General features: G+C 64.9%; 17 protein-coding genes. 13 read left to right on the forward strand and 4 right to left on the reverse strand.

Features of this window, described 5'->3' with window-relative positions; all coding sequences use genetic code 11:
• Nucleotides 1–4 precede the first annotated feature (4 nt).
• On the reverse strand, nt 5–955 hold the full coding sequence (locus HNP02_RS26180; protein WP_184443552.1) for an amidohydrolase family protein: 951 nt from the start codon (nt 953–955) through the stop codon (nt 5–7).
• Nucleotides 956–1,190: 235 nt separating this feature from the next.
• On the opposite strand from HNP02_RS26180, the gene HNP02_RS26185 reads away from it, so the two are divergent.
• The 8 genes from HNP02_RS26185 to HNP02_RS26220 all read left to right on the forward strand — a co-directional run bounded on the left by HNP02_RS26185 (nt 1,191) and on the right by HNP02_RS26220 (nt 9,176).
• The gene (locus HNP02_RS26185) at nt 1,191–2,210 is read left to right on the forward strand and encodes a TIGR03617 family F420-dependent LLM class oxidoreductase (protein WP_184443553.1); all 1,020 of its coding nucleotides are present in this window, start codon (nt 1,191–1,193) and stop codon (nt 2,208–2,210) included.
• A complete protein-coding gene (locus HNP02_RS26190) occupies nt 2,210–3,028 on the forward strand; it encodes an enoyl-CoA hydratase-related protein (RefSeq protein WP_184443554.1) in 819 nt (272 codons plus the stop codon). Before HNP02_RS26185 ends, HNP02_RS26190 begins: the two co-directional genes overlap by 1 nt.
• 7 nt (nt 3,029–3,035) lie before the next feature.
• Nucleotides 3,036–3,890 (forward strand): SMP-30/gluconolactonase/LRE family protein, encoded by an 855-nt coding sequence (locus HNP02_RS26195; protein ID WP_184443555.1) that lies wholly within the window; start codon nt 3,036–3,038, stop codon nt 3,888–3,890.
• A gap of 121 nt (nt 3,891–4,011) precedes the next feature.
• Nucleotides 4,012–5,448, forward strand: coding sequence for a hypothetical protein (locus HNP02_RS26200; RefSeq protein ID WP_184443556.1), 1,437 nt, complete (start codon nt 4,012–4,014; stop codon nt 5,446–5,448).
• On the forward strand, nt 5,445–6,926 hold the full coding sequence (locus HNP02_RS26205) for an acyl-CoA reductase (RefSeq protein WP_184443557.1): 1,482 nt from the start codon (nt 5,445–5,447) through the stop codon (nt 6,924–6,926). The genes HNP02_RS26200 and HNP02_RS26205 overlap by 4 nt, the downstream gene beginning before the upstream one ends.
• A gap of 233 nt (nt 6,927–7,159) precedes the next feature.
• Nucleotides 7,160–7,714 carry a hypothetical protein gene (locus tag HNP02_RS26210; RefSeq protein ID WP_184443558.1) on the forward strand — a complete coding sequence of 185 codons (555 nt, stop codon included), beginning with the start codon at nt 7,160–7,162 and terminating at the stop codon, nt 7,712–7,714.
• A gap of 162 nt (nt 7,715–7,876) precedes the next feature.
• Nucleotides 7,877–8,521, forward strand: a complete 645-nt coding sequence (locus tag HNP02_RS26215) for a TetR/AcrR family transcriptional regulator (RefSeq protein WP_184443559.1) — start codon at nt 7,877–7,879, stop codon at nt 8,519–8,521.
• Between the two features lie 64 nt (nt 8,522–8,585).
• Nucleotides 8,586–9,176 carry a TetR/AcrR family transcriptional regulator gene (locus tag HNP02_RS26220; RefSeq protein ID WP_184443560.1) on the forward strand — a complete coding sequence of 197 codons (591 nt, stop codon included), beginning with the start codon at nt 8,586–8,588 and terminating at the stop codon, nt 9,174–9,176.
• Nucleotides 9,177–9,181: 5 nt separating this feature from the next.
• Here HNP02_RS26220 and HNP02_RS26225 read toward each other — a convergent pair whose 3' ends face one another.
• On the reverse strand, nt 9,182–11,305 hold the full coding sequence (locus tag HNP02_RS26225; RefSeq protein WP_184443561.1) for an acyl-CoA dehydrogenase: 2,124 nt from the start codon (nt 11,303–11,305) through the stop codon (nt 9,182–9,184).
• Between the two features lie 119 nt (nt 11,306–11,424).
• On the opposite strand from HNP02_RS26225, the gene HNP02_RS26230 reads away from it, so the two are divergent.
• Nucleotides 11,425–12,030, forward strand: a complete 606-nt coding sequence (locus HNP02_RS26230; protein ID WP_184443562.1) for a TetR/AcrR family transcriptional regulator — start codon at nt 11,425–11,427, stop codon at nt 12,028–12,030.
• Between the two features lie 103 nt (nt 12,031–12,133).
• Entirely contained in the window at nt 12,134–13,480 is a 1,347-nt protein-coding gene (locus HNP02_RS26235) for a cytochrome P450 (protein WP_184443563.1), read from the forward strand.
• On the opposite strand, the gene HNP02_RS26240 is transcribed toward HNP02_RS26235, so the two are convergent.
• A complete protein-coding gene (locus HNP02_RS26240) occupies nt 13,477–14,064 on the reverse strand; it encodes a TetR/AcrR family transcriptional regulator (RefSeq protein ID WP_184443564.1) in 588 nt (195 codons plus the stop codon). The two genes, HNP02_RS26235 and HNP02_RS26240, sit on opposite strands and share 4 nt — an antisense overlap.
• Before the next feature lie 189 nt (nt 14,065–14,253).
• Here HNP02_RS26240 and HNP02_RS26245 point away from each other — a divergent pair, with 189 nt between their 5' ends.
• On the forward strand, nt 14,254–15,351 hold the full coding sequence (locus HNP02_RS26245; protein ID WP_184443565.1) for a diacylglycerol kinase: 1,098 nt from the start codon (nt 14,254–14,256) through the stop codon (nt 15,349–15,351).
• 93 nt (nt 15,352–15,444) lie between these two features.
• Nucleotides 15,445–16,749, forward strand: a complete 1,305-nt coding sequence (locus tag HNP02_RS26250; RefSeq protein WP_184443566.1) for an MFS transporter — start codon at nt 15,445–15,447, stop codon at nt 16,747–16,749.
• Here the strand turns inward: HNP02_RS26250 and HNP02_RS26255 are convergent.
• Nucleotides 16,665–17,111: a MarR family winged helix-turn-helix transcriptional regulator gene (locus tag HNP02_RS26255; protein ID WP_184443567.1), complete on the reverse strand. Its 447-nt coding sequence runs from the start codon at nt 17,109–17,111 to the stop codon at nt 16,665–16,667. The two genes, HNP02_RS26250 and HNP02_RS26255, sit on opposite strands and share 85 nt — an antisense overlap.
• A gap of 132 nt (nt 17,112–17,243) precedes the next feature.
• Here HNP02_RS26255 and HNP02_RS26260 point away from each other — a divergent pair, with 132 nt between their 5' ends.
• The gene (locus HNP02_RS26260; RefSeq protein ID WP_184443568.1) at nt 17,244–18,110 is read left to right on the forward strand and encodes an LLM class F420-dependent oxidoreductase; all 867 of its coding nucleotides are present in this window, start codon (nt 17,244–17,246) and stop codon (nt 18,108–18,110) included.
• Nucleotides 18,111–18,117 lie beyond the last annotated feature (7 nt).

An 18,117-nucleotide genomic window follows, 5' to 3' on the forward strand; every position in this document is an offset into this window, starting at 1 on the left:
GCTTTCAGAGCCGAAACAGCTGCTGCGCGTTGCGGTAGCCGATCTTGTCCCGGTCGGCCGGGCTGATCGGAGCCTCCGCCAGAAACCTCGAATGCTCCACCGGGTCGCCGAAGGGGTAGTCGCTGGAGAACATGATGCGGTCGGCGCCGAACACCTGGAGGGCGCACAGCAGCGGCGGCGTCGTGGTGTAGCCGCAGATGGTGATGTGCACGTGTTCGCGGACGACGTCGGCCACCGATGGGGCGTCGGGATTGACTCGGCTCAGCACGGCGTCTGCCCGCATCAGGGAGAACGGCAGGTTCTCGCCCATGTGCCCAACGACGACCTGCAGGTTGGGATGTCGGTCGAAGACTCCGGTGGCGGCCAACCGGAGCACGTGCATGCCGGTCTCGGCGTGCCATCCCCAGGCGGCTGTGCCGAGCGCCCTACCCGTTTGTTCGGGGAGCCCGCCGAAGTACACGTCGGCGACCTCCGGCGGGGGATAGGTGGGGTGCAGGTAGATCGGAACGTCGAGTTCAGCGATGGCCGCCAGCAATTCGTCGAATTCGGGTGCGTCGAGGAACCGTCCGTGGGTATGTCCATTGAGGACGACGCCGCAGAAGCCCAGCTCGGTGATAGCCCGCTTGGCCTCTGCGATCGCCGCGGCTGGGTCCTGCGTGGGCAGACTGGCCAGCGCGTTGAAACGATCTGGGTGGGCCGAAACGGCTTCGGCGCAGCGGTCGTTGAGCTGCCTACTGAGGTCGACGGCGTGCTCCGCGGGGACCTGCTGGGAGCCCGGCGCGACGACCGACAAGACCTGCATGCCGATGCCCGCCTCGTCCATCACCCTCAAGCGCTGTTCGCCGACCTCGACCAGCTTCGCGGTGATCGCTTCCGGCGCCTCCGACGTCGACCACACCCGCTCGACGAGGTCTGCGGGTAGCACGTGTTCTTCGAGGGCGATCAGTCCGGTCATTAATCCAGCTAAGCATTGGCACAAACAATGTCAATGGTGGCTAGCTGGAAACCTCCGCCGAGTTCTGCCACAGGGTCGCGATCCCTGCGATGTGACAGCCCTAAGGCAGATCTCGACGATGAGTTCGTAGAACCACGTTGTTTTCCTACGCGAATATGCTTATGGTCACAAGGCGACGGTCCTTCGGCACCGCCGTTGATAGGTCTTGTGAACGAGGTAGAGCGAAGGATCCGACGTGAAGGTGCATCTGCAGCTCGAGGGATCACCGGCGAAGGTGTCGAGCCATGCCCGCGATCTGGCGGCGCTGCGTTGCGACGGAGCCTTCACCTTCGAGGGTCAGCACGACGCGTTCTTCCCGTTGGTGGTCGCGGCTGGCGATACCGACCTCGAATTGATGACGAACGTGGCCATTGCGGGTCCCCGCAGCCCACTTCATCTGGCGCACGCCGCCTACGATCTCCAGGTCTACAGCCGGGGGCGGTTTCGACTGGGCCTCGGCTCGCAGATCAGGGTGCACATCGAGAAGCGGTACGGAAGCCAATGGGGCAGTCCGGCGCGGCGGCTGGCGGAGACGGTCGCCGCGGTCAAGGCCATCTTCGCTGCGTGGGAAGGCAAGTCGCGTCTGGACTTTCGCGGCGAGTTCTTCACTCACACCTTGATGCCGCCCAACTTCAACCCCGGTCCCAATCCGTTCGGTCCCCCGCCGATCCTGATGGGTGCGCTGGGACGGGTCATGACCCGGGCGGCCGCCGAAGTCGCCGACGGCCTGTTGGTGATGCCGTTCAACAGTGCCCGCCACCTCGCCGAGCGCACCGTGCCCGCAGTCACCGAGGGCCTGCGGCGGTCGGGTCGGGAAAGCGGCGATCTTCAAGTCATCGCACAGGCCATGGTGGCGGTCGGCCGCACCGACGCAGAACTGGCGGCCGCGATCGATGCCGTCGCATCGCTGATCGCGTTCTACGGGTCCACGCCCGCGTATGTGCCCGTGCTCGAGGTGGAGGGGTGGGCGGAACTGCAGCCCAAGCTCAACGCGCTTTCCAAGAAGGGAGCCTTCAGCGACATGCGTGCGTTGATCACCGATCCGATGGTGCACACGCTCGGGATCGTCGGCACGCCCGAGGAGTGTGCGGCCGAGATCGTCGACAGGTTCGGCAAGATGAGTGACGAAGTCTGTTGCTACTTCCCGGGTTACACACCGCGGAGCGAGGACGTCGCCGACCTGGTCGCCGCCCTGCACGATGACGTGGCGCCCTGATGTCACCGGACTTGACGGTCGAGGTCAGCGACGGTGTCGCCGTACTGACACTGAACCGGCCGGACCGGCGCAACGCCTACACCGGCGAGATGGGCGCGCTACTGAGCCAGGCCTATCGCAGCTGCGACGAGGACGACGACGTGCGGGCGATCGTGCTGACCGGTGCGGGCGCGGCATTCTGCGCGGGCGCCGACTTCTCCACCGACGCCAGCCCCTTCGACTCGCCCGGCGACGCCGCTCGCTTCACCGCGTCGCCGATCGACCCTGCGGCCTTCGAGTTGCGGACTCCGGTCATCGCTGCGGTGAACGGACATGCGATCGGGATCGGGCTCACGCTGGCGCTGCAAGCTGACATCCGGATCGTCGCGGAGGACGCGAAGTACGGTGTCGTCCAGGTGCGCAGGGGAGTCATCCCCGACTGCATGTCGCACTGGACGCTGACCCGTATAGCCGGTGCGGCCGTCGCAGCCGAAATACTGCTCACCGGAAGGACGTTCGACGGCGTTGAGGCGGTGGCGAGGGGTATCGCTTCACGCGCCGTGCCCGCGGCCGAGGTGCTGGATCAGGCGATGGAGATCGCGCGCGACATCGCCGTCAACGTGGCGCCGATGTCGGCGGCGCTGAGCAAACGGCTGTTGTGGGACAGCCTGACCAACGAGTACTCCGCACGCCAGGTCGCGTGGATGGAGACCCAGCTGCATCACCGTGTGATGGGCAGCGACGACGCCCGCGAAGGGGTCAATGCGTTCCTGGCCCGACGTGCCCCGCAGTGGAGTGGATCGGTCTCGCGTGATTGGGCCGAGCTGCCGGAGCCGTGACAGCGGAATGCACATCGACGTACTCGCCGAAGGACTTGGCTTCACCGAGGGACCGGTGTGGCTTGACGATCACCGCATCGCGCTGACCTCCGTCAGCCACGGCTGCATCTACATCGTCGACCCATCCGGTGGGGCAACCGAGCGCATCGACACCGGCGGTGGCCCAAACGGCCTGGCGCGCGGGCTTGACGGCACGTTGTACGTCGCCCAGAACGGGGGAGTGTTCGGCGCCAGCGGACCCGCGGAACCCGGCGTCCAGGTGATCATCAATGAGCGGGTGGACTATCTCGTCGGCGGTCTCGGCGCGCCCAACGACCTGACGTTCGGGCCGGACGGGCGGCTGTGGGTCACCGATACCCGTGGCCAGATCGATCACACGACGCCCGGCGATGGGCTACCCGGTCGAGTCTGGGCGGTCGACGTCGACACCGGTGCCGCCGAGCTGATCGTGGAGAACGGGCCGGTCTTCATCAACGGGCTGGGATTCACCCGCGACGGACGCACGCTACTGGTCACCGCCACCCTGATCGGCGAGTTGCTCGCCTACCAGATGGCGCCTAACGGTGCCGTGTCGTGGCTGAAACCGCTTGTCCTGCACACCTTTGACAACGGCTGGCCCGACGGGATGGCGATCAGTGCGTTGGGGCAGGCTTGGGTGGCATTGACCGCCGCCGACCGCATCGACGTCATCGACGGCGCGGGTGAGCGCACCGCCAGTATCGCGGTGCCCGCGGGTTCGCTGCCCACCAACGTTTGCATCGGCGGGGGCCCCGTCGACGAAGTGTTCGTCACGGCTGCACATGGCGAGTCGCTGTTGCGGATCCGCCTCGACGACCGCGGGGATCCGCCACTGACTCGGTAGGCCCGATCTCCAGTAATTGCATAAGACTGCACTCTTGCGGTCAACTGCAATCAATCGTAGTCTGAGTGCAGTCGAGGGCGCCGTGATCGACGACCCGAACTGGCAGAGGACTGGAGAACAGATGAGCCTGACGGAGCAGTCAGCACCCTCGGTGAGGGACTTCATGGACGACCCCATCGGGTTCTTCGGCGAGTCGCTGACCCAGATGCACAGCATCCCGCGCGCCGAACTGGAAGCGCTCCAGCGGAAGGCGATGAGCATCCGGTTCCAGGAGCACCGCGACAGTATCGAAATGTTGCGCAAGCTCGCCGACCGGCTCGGCATCACCGAAGTCGACGAGTTCAATGACGTTGTTCCGCTGTTCTTCTCGCACACGGCGTTCAAGTCCTACCCGGCGGCGCTGATCGACAACAAACGGTTCGACCTGATGACGAAGTGGCTGGACAAGCTCACCAGCCATGACTTGTCCCAGTTCGATGCCGAGGGCTGCAACAGCATCGACGAGTGGATCGACCGACTCGACGAGCACACGCCACTCGAAGTGATCACGTCCAGCGGCACGACCGGCACCCTGTCGATCCTTCCCAAGGACAAGCACGGTGCGCGCGAGGGCATGGTGCTCTGGAAGATCTGTCTATTTCAGACGTTCGGCACCGAACCCACTCCAGCGCAACTCAACCCGGCGGTAGAGGTGATCTGGCCGAACTATGCCAGCGGCAAGCTCGGCCACCTGCGCATCGCGAACATGCTCAAGGGCGGGTTCACGGGCGGCGACGAGAGCAGGTTCCACTCGCTGTATTCCGACGCGGTCGACACCGATCTGATGTTCCTGGCGTCCAAGATGCGTGCGGCCGCGTCCCGCGGCGAACTCGATCGCCTCGTCATCGACCCGGCACTGGCCGCACGCAAGGACGAGTTCATCGCCATGCAGATGCGACAGCCCCAGGAACTCGACTCGTTCTTCACCGAGATGTCCGAAAAGCTTCGCGGCAAGCGAATCTTCATGATCGGCACCTACAACCTGATGTACGACGTCGCCAGGGCGGGCCTGGACCGTGGCATCAAGGACGTGTTCGCGAAGGACTCGGTGATACTCACCGGTGGCGGCTTGAAGGGATTCGTCCTGCCCGACGGATACATGGACGTCATTCGCGAGTTCCTCGGCGTCGACGAGATCCGAGAGGGCTATGGATTCTCCGAACAGAGCGCCTTTCACTTCGCGTGCAGCGAGGGCCGTTATCACGTGCAGCCGTGGGTCATCCCGTTCATCCTGGATCCGGAAACGAGTGAACCGTTGCCGCGCACGGGCGTTCGGACCGGCCGTGCCGCCGTCTACGACGTCCTGCTCAAGGCCCACTGGGGCGGGGTCATCTCCGGCGACGAGGTGACCATCGACTGGGATCTGGAGTGCCCCTGCGGCCAGACCAGCGTCGCGTTCGAGCACGACATCATCCGCTACAGCGAGAAGACGGGCGCAGACGACGATCGCATCACGTGCGCCGCGACCCACGAAGTCCACAACGAGGCCGTCAACTTCATGAAGGAGTTCGAGTCATGAGCGGCGCCTTCACCGTTCCGCTGTTCCTCCGCGGCGAGGTCATCACCGACGATCTGGTCTCGTTCGGGACCCGGTCAGGCGGTTCGGAATTCCAGGCGCCCGACATGAGCAAGTACGTCGAGCGGCTGCCGCTGGCGAACCCGATGCAGATGTCGGACCTCTACGACCTCAGCTTCGACGACATCCTCGACGTCCTGCAGGCGGTGGGCGAGGCACTCGTGTTCGAGAAGAACACGCACATGCAGGAGGCGTACGAAGCTGCGCTGCTTGCGAATCCACTGCCTGCGGACATGCTGAAGAACAGCTACCAGATTCTGCAGCCGCTCTTCGCGCGGGCCAACGTGCTGGAGATCGCCGACAGCCAGGTCGGACTCGCATACCTCAACGGGTGGGTTCCGCAGCATCTCGCCGACGGTCGCGAGCTGAGGGTCCGGGCATTCGGTTCACGGGTGCTGCACATCCCCGCGGGCAATGGCGGACTCGTCTCGGCGGTCACCATTCTGCGGTCGGTAATCGCCCGCTGCGACACCATCATCAAGGCTCCGTCCAACGACCCGCTGACCGCAGTCGCCATCGCACGGACCCTTGCCGACGTCGCGCCGGATCACCCCATCACCAAGCACCTCGTGGTCGGGTACTGGAAGGGCGGCGATCTTGCCGTGGAGGAGGAGCTGTACCAGCCGCAGCACATCGAGAAGATCGTCGCGTGGGGCGGCCTGGCGTCCGTCAAGCACGTCACCCGCTACATTCAGCCGGGGTTGGAGCTGATCGCACTCGACCCCAAGCGCAGCGCAACCATCATCGGTGCCGAGGCATTCGCAGACGAGGCCACCATGCGGGAGGTGGCAGGCCGTGCCGCAGTCGACATCGGTGTCGCCAATCAGGAGGGATGCGCCAACGCCCGCGTGATCTACGTGATGAGCGGGACCGATGCCGCAGGCGTCGACAACGCCAACCGGCTAGGGGAGATGATCTACGAGGCCTTGGTCGGGCTACCGGAGTTCATCAGCACGGCACCGCTCCATCCGAGCCGTGAGCTGTACGAGCACGTCGACGCCTCGCGCATGGCCGACGACTGGTATCGCGTGATCGGCGGTGAGGATCACGAGGGCGCGATCATCGTGTCCCAGTTCGACTCTCCGGTGGACTACTCGGCGATGCTGTCCGGTCGCATCGCCAACGTCGTTCCTGTCGATTCCCTGGACAAGGTGACCGCCGCGGTCAACGCCTACACCCAGACCATCGGCATCTATCCCGAAAGCCTCAAGCGCCAACTCCGTGACCAGCTTCCGTTGTTCGGTGCCCAACGGCTGACCAGCCTCGGCTACGCGTGCAACGTCGCGATCGCTATGCCGCAGGACGCCATCGAACCCATTCGCCGCATGTGCAAGTGGATCGTCGAAGAAGAGTGTGACCCGGCCGTGGTGATTCCGCTCTGGCGGCTGGGTGGGGTCTCCGCCGCACATGCGAGCGAATAGACAACTGTCCAAATCTGTATGGTCTAGCTATCCGGAGCGATCGGCATCGCGATGGCTTGCGTCAGTGTGTAGTGCGATATCAGCCGAATACATGGAACGTTCGCCAATTCCTTGTGCGCCCGAGTCTGACTGTTTAAGGTAGACACATGTCCAACGCGAGGATGATTATGGCCGATGCAACTCCGCGCGTCGGGCGGCCGAGCCGTCGCGCTCACGCCGTCACGGACAGGGTCATGCGGTACCAGCTGATCGTCATCGCTCCCAGTGGGGCCGACGTTGTCCAGTTCGCGGGGGGTTGGTTGTTCGATCGGCGCATGGCGGGCTGGGACGTCGATGTTCTGGTGCCCGACGCCCGGGGCGAGCGAAGCGACGGGGAGTGTCAAGACGCCGCTCGATCGCTTCGAATCCTCGGCGTCAGGGCCGTCGATCTGCACGCTGGGCTTGCGTCCGTCGTCCGCGGCCCCGAACGCGCTGCAGGACTGGCAGTCGCCGCCGACCTGTTGGCGCTCGACGAGCGCATTCACGAGGAAGTGCTCGAGGCAGTGCGATCGGGTATCACCGAAGTGGCGCTGTGGGGTGGCACTCGGCCTGCCAAGATCGGCGGCAGGGTCGACACCACCCAGTACCGGCTGAGTGCAGCTGCGCGGGCTTACAAGCGACACGCCCTGGGTGCCGTCGGGCTCGCCGACGGAGAGGTTGGGCACACCGAGCGGCTGTATCGCAGCGGCTATCGGCCAGTCGATTCCGACCTGATGCCAGTGGGCCGAAGCGCCGGCGCGGAAGGCTGAAATGGACAGACGTCTGACGCTTGGCCAGGAACTCGACGGACTCGGCTCTGCATTGAGAAGTACCGGCTGCCAACCTCATCCACCAGGCGTGGGCGAGCGTTCGGCGTTGCTCTGGTTCGTGTTGCGTTGATCCTCTGCGCAGCGCTGCATTAGGCTAGACGCGTGTCCAACCGAAGAGCAGCAAAGGTCGTCGAGGTGGACAACGGCGGAAGGCCGCGCCAAGAAGAGACCTACAATCGACTGCTCGATGCGGCGGTCGAGCTGCTCCACGAGACCAAGTACTCCGATCTGACCGTCCGGGCCATCGCCGCCCGCGCCCAACTGTCGCCTGCCACCGCGTACAACTACTTCAAATCCAAGAACGGTCTGGTCGCCGCGCTGTATCTGCGGCTCGTCCTTACGGTGCCGCTCTTCGTCGACGTCAACCAGACCACGCACGAGCGGATCATCCAGGAGATTCACGCGTTGGCCATGCTTGGTGCCGACGAGCCCGAAGTGGCGGCAGCCTGCACCACGGCGCTGATGGGTGACGAGGACGAGCTGGTTCCGCTGCGGGAGCAGATCGGAATCGAGGTTCGGCGACGGCTTACCGCGGCACTGGGCCCTGGCATACCGGTCAGCGTGCTGGCCGCAGTGGAATTCGTGTTCTACGGCGCCCTGGTGCGGGCCGGGACGGGATCGTTGAGCTATGACACCGTCGCAGGCCGCCTTGACGGCGTCATCCGGTTGATCCTGCAAGCCCCACACGAAGATGCTGAGGCCTCGACCCCCGCACCGCGGCGCCGCCGTGCGAAGGCATCCGGATAACTAGTGCCGATCGATGTAACGTTGCATCCACACGCAACGTTGCACATTGCGTAGTATCACCGGTGTGAACCGCATCGACCGGCGCAAACGTGAAGTGCGCGACCGCATTCTCGAGGCCGCGTTCGAGCTGTTCCTGTCACAGGGCATCGACGCCACCAAGATCGATGACATCTGTGAGCGGGCCGATGTCGCCAACCGGACGTTCTTCAACCACTTCGCCACCCGGCAGGATATGGTCCATGCCCTCGCCGAGAAGCGTCTCCTGAACCTGCGCGAGGTCCTTGTCAACCGGACGCACGAGGCGGTTTCCGATCAGCTGATCGGATTCTTCGACGAGATCGCGGCAGTGCTCGTCGGGGCCAGCGACGCGTACCGGTCGATGATCGGCGCGATGCTGGTAACGACCATGGGTTCGGGGACCCAGCGTGGATTCGGCTTGCATGACGGATTCTTCGAACTCGTCAAGGAGGGTGTCGCCAGTGGCGAGGTCAACGCCAAACACGATCCGCAGATCCTGGCCGACATCATCGTCGGGGCACTGGTGGTGGGCATCGTGAACTGGACGATCGACAGGTCGTACTCCCTGAAAACCGGTCTGCACGAATCGGCGACGGCACTCGTCGACCTTCTCGACGGGGAACCGCGGTCTTCTTGACCGCCCTAACGGGGTAGTCCGAGCATTCGCTCGGCCACCAGCGACATCAGCACCTGAGCGGAACCCCCGGCGATCGACAACGCCCTGGTGAGGAAGAATTCGTGCGCCTCGGGCCCCGCAGACACACCGTGAAAGCCCCTGAGTTGCAACGTCAGTTCGGCCACTTGCTGACGCTGCCGCACGCCGAGAATCTTCTGCAACGACGCCTCAGCACCAGGCTGTGCGCCGCGCATCCGTTCCAGCAGGCTGCGATGCGCCAGCAGACTGTTGGCGATGGCCTGGGCGGTTAGTGCGCCGGCCTTGTCGAGCTCGACGGCATCGTCGCACTTCTCGCTGAGCGCCATGAGATTCAGGGTGGGGGCGCCGAGGGTTCCGGTGTTCATCTCGACGCGTTCGTTGGCCAAGGTGCTACGCGCAAGCCGCCATCCGTCGTTGACCTGGCCCAGAACGGCGTCGTCGGGAATGAAGACGTCGTCGAGGAACACTTCGTTGAGCATCGGTTCGCCCGTGATGGCCCGCAACGGGCGGACCACGATCCCCGGAGTCGACATGTCGAGGAGAAAGTAGGTGATACCACGATGTTTGGGCACATCGCGGTCGGTGCGCGCCAAGCAGATCGCCCAATCGGCGTCCGTCGCGTGCGTGGGCCACACCTTCTGCCCGTTGAGACGCCACCCGCCGGGCGCCCGAATCGCCAACGTGCTCAGCGACGCCAAGTCCGAACCGGCACCGGGCTCGCTGAACAGCTGGCACCACGTGAGGTCGCCACGCAACGTCGGACCGATGAACCGCTCCAGTTGTTTCGGTGTTCCCGCCTCGACGATCGTCGGGATGGCCCACCAGCCGATGATGAGGTTCGGTCTCTCGATGCCGGCGCGCTGCATCTCCTGGCTGATCAACACTTGTTGCGCGGTCGATGCTGCCTGCCCGTAGGGAACGGGCAAGTGTGGCGCGAGGTATCCCGAATCGGCAAGTGCGCGTTGCCGGTCGGTCTGGGGGAGCCCGGCGACGGTAGCCAGGTCTTCGCGCACCCGATTCCGGTCGCTCTCGGCCTCGCCAAGGTCGACGTACAACTCCCGACCGCCATCGGCGCGAGCCCGCTCAACGGTGCGCAGGCGCCACCGGCCGCTGCCGCCGGCGTGGTGGCGCAGAGTCAACGCGCGCCGCAGATAGAGGTGCGCATCGTGCTCCCAGGTGAAACCGGTCGCGCCGAGAATCTGAATGCAGTCCTTGGCGTTGTCGACGGCGGCATCGAGTGCGATGGCGGCGGCGGCCGCCGTGGCCAGTGGGCGATCTTCGGCATCGACCGACGCGACGTCCCACGCGAGTGCTGCGGCTTGCTCGGCACGACAGAGCATTTCGCCACAGAGGTGCTTGATCGCCTGGAAGCGGCCGATCTTCTCGCCGAACTGCTCGCGCAGCTTGGCATACGAGGTCGCAATGTCGAGGCATTTGCGCGCAATACCCGAGCAGACGGCGACCATGCCTGCCACGTGGAGGTCATCGACCGAGCCATGCGTGCAACGGATTTCGGCGACGACGGGAACGTCGCGGCACACCACTCGCCCCATGGGGGACGCGAAGTCGACGCCGGGCAACGGCGTCACGTCGACGTCGTCTTGGTCGGGTTCCACCAGCACCCAGGTGGCCTCGGCATCGTGGTGTGCCGACAGGATCAGTAGGGACTCGGCACACGCGCCGTGGACGCTGGGGTAGGTCCCGGTGAGGTACAGACGCCCGTCGTCTCCGGTCCTGACGACCGCATCGGACTGGGGCGACGAGATCGCGGCGGGCCGTGCACCCGTGACCATCGCGTCGACGAATGATGACGGGACCCCAGTGGTACTGCACAGCAGAGCACCGATTGTAGTCGTGACCACGGGGCCCGGGATGAGCTCGTGGCCAACCTGTTCCAACATGGCCGCAAGATCGGCCAACGTACCGCCGGCGCCACCAGCGTCCTCGGGGACGGCGACCCCGAACACACCGAGATCGGCCAGCGGCGACCACACTCGACGCCACGCCGTGCCGGTCTCGTCGCGCGCGTCCTCGATCACGTTGGAGGTACGCGCGAAGGCCCGTACCGCCTCTTGCGCGGCCACCTGCTCGGCGGTCGTGGCGACCGTCAATCCATGCACCGACTGCCAAGCACTGGCTGACCCCTTCATATAACCACAGTGTTGTTCTACGTTGTTCTACAACGTAGCAAGCCTGTCCGTCCAAGTGCAACGGCTTGTAGGATGCCGGGATGCCGAGGCCGCTGATCCCCGTTGAGGTGATCCACGCGCGCGCGCTCGAGCTGCTGGACGCCAAGGGGGTCGATGCGCTGAGCGCGCGAACGCTCTCCGCGGATCTCGGGATCTCCACCAGAACGCTCTATCAGCAGGTCGGCACCCGCGAGAAGCTCATCCGAACGTTGGTGGCGCAGCACTTTTCTCAGCTGCAGTTGGATTTCCACGAGCACGACGACTGGAAGTCGACGGCGTTGCAGTGGTGCCTTGCCCTGCATGACACGCTGCGCGCGCATCCCTTCCTGACCGAGCTCATGACCATTGCCGATCGTGACGCGGTCACGTCGTACGTCGACGAGTTGTTCGAAAGCATGCTGCGGGCAGGAATTCCACGCGCAGTCGCGGTGGAGTGCTGCCGCGCATTGGTGACGGTCACGATCAACCACACCATCATCGAGGTCCGGGCCCTGCGTGAGCCGCAACTGTCGCCGGAGAACGCCGCCGAGGCCGCCAAGATCGCCGCGAACTTCCCGATGACCATTGGCTGGATCGTGGACGGGGTCGATGCGCAGACGGCGTCACCTGCGGGCCATACCGCCAAGCCTGCGCGGTCGCGGCGGTAACTTCACATTGTTGCGCAGGGGATGCGGCAGCGGTAGGTTAAACAACACCGTTGTTTAACACGTGTCGGTGCATGCACCGGCTCCACGAAGAAGGGCTGCCCTCATGGCTGTAGCCGTTGTCCCCCGGGTATCGGGTGGTGAACAGGAACACGGACACCTCGAGGAGTTCCGCACCGACCCAATCGCATTGATGCAACGGGTGCGCGATGAATGCGGTGACGTCGGCATGTTCCAGCTGGCGGGCAAGCAGGTCGTCCTGTTGTCGGGCACGGAAGCCAACGAGTTCTTCTTCCGCTCGCCAGATGAGGATCTGGATCAGGCCGAGGCGTACCCGTTCATGACGCCGATCTTCGGCAAGGGCGTCAACTTCGACGCGAGCCCGGAGCGGCGGAAGGAGATGCTGCACAACGCCGCCCTGCGCGGTGAGCAGATGAAGGGCCACGCCACCACCATCGAGAACGAAGTCCGCCGGATAACCGCGAACTGGGGTGACGAAGGCGAGATCGACCTGCTGGACTTCTTCGCCGAGCTGACCATCTACACGTCGTCGGCCTGCCTGATCGGCAGGAAGTTCCGCGAGCAGCTCGACTCCCGGTTCGCCTACCTCTATCACGAACTGGAGCGCGGCACGGATCCGCTGTGTTATGTGGACCCGTATCTTCCGATCGAGAGCTTCCGCCGCCGCGACGAGGCGCGAAAGGGGTTGGTGGCGCTGGTCGAGGGCATCATGGAATCGAGGATCGCCAGCCCGCCCGCGGACAAGAGCGACCGCGACATGCTCGACGTGCTCATCACGGTCAAGGACGAGGCGGGCGATCCGCGGTTCTCCGCCGACGAGATCACCGGCATGTTCATCTCGATGATGTTCGCCGGGCACCACACCAGCTCGGGCACCTCGTCCTGGACGCTGATCGAGCTGCTGCGCCACCCCGAGGTGTACGCCGGAGTGCTCGAGGAGCTCGAAGAGCTCTACGGCGACGGGCAGTCGGTGAGTTTCCATGCGCTGCGTCAGATCCCGCGACTCGAGAACGTACTCAAGGAGACGCTGAGGCTGCACCCGCCGCTGATCATCCTGATGCGCGTAGCCAAGGGCGACTTCGAGGTCTGCGGCTTTCCCATCCGCGAAGGCGACATGGTTGCCGCCTCGCCGGCGATCTCCAACCGGATCGCAGCGGACTTCCCCGAGCCGGACGACTTCCTGCCCGACCGCTACGACAAGCCCCGTCAGGAAGACCTGATCAACCGCTGGACCTGGATCCCGTTCGGGGCCGGTCGGCATCGCTGCGTTGGCGCCGCCTTCGCCACCATGCAGATCAAGGCGATTTTCTCGGTCTTGTTGCGTGAGTTCGCCTTCGAGATGGCTCAGCCGTCGGAGGGCTACCGCAACGACCATTCCAAGATGGTGGTGCAACTCGCTCGACCGGCTCGTGTCCGGTACCGCAGGCGCTAGAGCGTGTCATCGACGATGAGGGCGATTGCCTTCTCGAGACGATCGGTCAGCTGGGCTCTCGGCCTCGCACCGATTCCCAGGTGCAGCAGTGCTCCTGCGTACGCCGACATCAACGTGTACGCAACGCCAGGGGGCGCCTTCGGGCCGAGTGCCGAGCTGACGAGCCGATGGATTTGATCCTCGATCTCGGTCCGTGTCCACGCCAGATCGTGCTCGTTGGCCAGCGTCACGATTGCGCACGTGGCGGCCATGTCGGAGCCCTCGGCGACGAGCGACGCTATCCGGCGCAGCACCACGGTCACTCGCGCCGCGGGGCTCAGGGTGGGATCGGTGCACGGCCGAACGGTGCGCAGCATCTCCAGGTACACCTCGGCAATGAGCGCATTCTTCGATGAGAAGTAGTTGTACGCCGTCGCCGCAGGCACAGAGGCACGGGCGGCTACGGCGCGCATCGTCAGCCGAACCCGCGGCTCCTCGTGCAACAGATCGATGGCTGCGTCCATGACTCTGCGCGCCGTATCGCCCTGCTGTCGGCCTCGCAGTGGGGCATCCAGGCGGGCGACGTCGGTGATCTGAATGGACACCTGTCCAGAATAGTCGAATCAGTAACGCCGTACAAGGGCGCGGAGAAGCTCCTGGCACACCGCTCGCGGGCGCCAACTGAAGCTCAATAGGCCAGTACCATAAGCAAAAAGGGATAGCAGTGCTTCGCCACATCCCTGGCGGATAGCATGAGTGGACAACTGTCCAAATTGATTCACGAGGAGCTCTCCATGGCAATCCGAGTCGCTCACATCGGTACCGGAAACGTCGGGCGGCTGGCACTGGCCGGACTCATCGACAATCCGCAGTTCGAGCTCACCGGCCTCTGCGTGTCGTCGGAGGCCAAGGTCGGCAAGGACGCGGGCGAGCTTGCCGGGCTCGATGATTCCACCGGGATCACGGCCACGACGGACTTGGACGCCGTGCTGGCGACCGACCCCGAATGCGTCGTGTACTGCGCGATGGCCGACAACCGAATGGGCCGGGCGATGAAGGACGTCAAACGCATCTTGGCCGCAGGTATCAACGTGGTCGGTTCTGCGCCGGTACCGCTGCAGTATCCGTGGCACGTCCTGCCGGACGAGTACATCGCACCGTTGGAAGACACGGCACGCCAGGCGAACTCGAGCCTGTTCATCACGGGTGTGGATCCGGGGTTCATCAACGACCTGATCCCGTTTGCATTTGCCTCCACCTGTCAGAGGATCGAGCAGGTGCGCTGCACGGAGATCGCCGACTACGCCAGCTATGACGGCGCCACCGTCATGTTCGACGTGATGGGGTTCGGCAAACCACTCGACGAGGTTCCGCTGCAGCTACAGCCGGGCATGCTGGGGATGGCATGGGGCTCGGCGATCCGTCAGTTGGCAGCCGGACTCGGCATCGAGCTCGACGAGATCGCCGAATCCTACGAACGCGAGCCCGCGCCAGTGGCGTTCGACGTCGCCGCCGGCCACATCCCCAAGGGGAGTCAAGCCGCGCTGCGTTTCGAAATCCGCGGCATGGTCGGGGCGCACCCCGCGATCGTCGTCGAGCACGTCACCCGCCTGCGGCAGGACCTGCGCCCGGACTGGCTTCAACCCGCGCAGCCCGGCGGTTCATATCGCGTCGAGATCGTCGGCGAGCCGTCCTACGCCGTGCACATCTGCCCGACCAGCCGCAAGGGTGACCACAACCATGCAGCCATCGTGGCCGCAGCGGGGCGGATCGTAAACGCCATTCCCGCCGTGGTCGCCGCGCCCGCAGGAATCAGGACGACGCTCGACCTGCCGCTGGTCACGGGGAAGGGTGTCTACGCGACGCCCCGCGCTGCACCGGCCATCCGCTGAGGCCGCCCACCCGCTTACCAATTAGTACGCTAAGCGTAGTACATTAGTTGAGTAAGCGTACTAGGAGGCAGGGTCGTTGAGTCTGGGGTCGCGGTGAAGCGCTACCTGACCTCAACATTCTCGGCTCTCGGCGTACGCGACTATCGCCGGTTCGCGGTCGGTCAGGCGATCTCGGTCAGCGGCACCTGGATGCAGAAACTCGCCCAGGGATGGCTGGTGCTCGAGCTGACGAACTCGCCGGTGTTGCTCGGTGTCACGGTTGCCATGCAGCAGCTCCCGACCCTGCTGTTCACCACTGTCGGCGGGGCGCTCGCCGATCGATTCGACAAGCGCACGATTCTGCTGTGGATGGCCATCGGAGCGACGCTGCCTGCGCTCGCCTTGGGAGTGCTCGTCCAGCTGCACCTCGTTCAGGTCTGGATCGTGTTGCTGGCAGCGCTGATTCAAGGTCTGTTCGACGCGGTGGAGAAGCCTGCCCGGCTCACCGTCGTCAACGACATCGCCACTCCCGCGACGCTGACCAACGCCGTCATGTTCAACGGCATCATCCAGGACAGTGGCAAGGTCGCCGGTCCCGCGATCGCTGGGATTCTGATCTCCTCGGTCGGCATCTCGGCGGCGTTCTTCATCAACGCACTTTCCTACCTGCCGGTGGTCGTGGCTTTGCTGCTGATCAAGCCGCACGTACCCGTCGGCCCCGTCGCCACCTTCAAGGCCATGGGCAACCTCACCGGCACGCTGCGCTACGTCGCCGGGCGCCCCAAACTGGCCGCCGCCCTGGCGCTGATGACCGTGGCGGGTCTACTCGCCTACAACTGGAACGTCTTGCTGCCGACGCTGACCCGTGACGTGTTCCACGGCGATGCGCGCATCGTGGGGTTCGCCTTCACCAGCATGGGTCTTGGCGCCGTGCTGGGCGGAGTGGCCCTCGCCGGCTTCCTCAAGCCGGGCTCGCGCAGGCTGATCATCAACGGATGCGTCTTCGCCGCATTCCTGGTCCTCCTCGGACTGGCACCCACCCTCGGCGTCGCCTACGTCTTGCTGTTCGGGGTTGGCGCGTTCAGCGTGACGTTCCGGGCGACCGCCACCGCATTGCTCCAGCTCTACGCGGACCCTCAGATGCGGGGGCGGGTCATCTCTCTGCTCGTCCTGGCCACCGCGGGTACCACGCCGATCGGAGGCCCCATCATCGGTTGGATCTGCGAGCACTCGAGCCCGCGCGTCGCCTGCATGGTCGGCGGGCTCGGCACCGCCCTGGCCGCGCTGGCGTGCTTCGTGTACCTGCAAGCGAAACGCTCGGTGGCGGAACAGGATTACGAGAGCGTGACCAGCCGCTCGAGCGATGGCAACGCGGCGAAGATGGCATGCCGATCGTCCTCGGAGAGCCGCCCGACCTGATGGGCCAGGAACTCGTTCGCACGCTGGCGGGACGCGGCCAGTAGATCATGACCGTGGGCGGTGATGACCACCACGAAACTACGACCGTCCTCCGGGTCGACCCTGCGCTCCAGATAGTCCGTCTCTTCCAGCCTCGCCACCAGCCGGGTCACCGAGGACTTGCTGATCTGCTCGCGCCGCGCCAAGTCGCCGACCCGCAGCGGGCCGTGTCGTTGGATGGTGGACAGCGCCGAGATCTGCGACATCGTGAGCTCGGTCTGGGACCTCTTGCGCAACTTCCTCGTCAGTCGGAGGCTGACGTCCTGAAGCGCGGCGACCTCGTCTGCGTGGACTACCGCGGCCGGTTGCATGGGGTTTGACACCTTCACAGACTAGTACGGTCGTGCAACCATTTCGAGGATTCGGCTACCCAGCCCAGAGTGGCGAACGGAATGCCTGATCGCGGCTGGGAGTTTGCAGCTACAGTTCTTCCCTACGCGACTGGAGGTCGGCGGATGCAGGTTGGCGTGGTGTTCCCCCAGACGGAACTGGGTGGCGACGTCGGTGCGGTGCGCGCCTACGGCGAACAAGTCGAGGCGCTGGGATATCGACACGTACTGGCGTTCGACCACGTCGTCGGCGCCGACCCGTTGGTGCACACCGGCTGGAACGGCCCCTACGACGTGCAGACCACATTCCACGAGCCCATGGTGTTGTTCGGCTTCCTTGCCGGTATCACGCGCTCGCTCGAATTCGTGACAGGCGTCATCATCCTTCCGCAACGCCAGACCGTCCTAGTCGCGAAGCAAGCCGCCGAGGTCGATCTCTTGTCATCGGGCCGGTTTCGACTTGGCGTCGGCATCGGCTGGAACAAAGTCGAATACGAAGCGCTCGGTGAGGACTTCGGAAATCGCGGCAAGCGGTCAGAGGAACAGATCGAGTTGATGCGCCGGCTGTGGACCGAAGAGTCGGTGACGTTCGACGGCAAGTTCCACACCGTCACCGGAGCCGGGCTTGCGCCGTTGCCCGTCCAACGTCCGATTCCGGTGTGGATCGGCGCCGGCTCGACACGTGGCTACGAGCGTGCGGGCCGGATCGCCGACGGTTGGTTCCCCATGGTCGTGCCCGGCCCGGCACTCGACGCAGCGCGCGAAGTGGTGGATCAAGCTGCCGTGGACGCGGGCCGGGATCCCAAGGACCTCGGCATGGAGGCGTGGGTCAAGTGGCAGGGCAGCGCCGACGACGTTCTCGCCAAGGTGGACAAGTGGGTCAACGGCGGCGCATCCCACATCTCGATCAACACCATGGGCGCGGGTCTGGAGACGGTCGACGACCACTTGGCCGCCTTGACGGCGGTGGCCGAAGCCCTACCGAAAGGCTAACTGCCGG

This window comes from Mycobacterium sp. AZCC_0083 (assembly GCF_014202335.1).
Taxonomy (GTDB): Bacteria; Actinomycetota; Actinomycetes; order Mycobacteriales; family Mycobacteriaceae; genus Mycobacterium.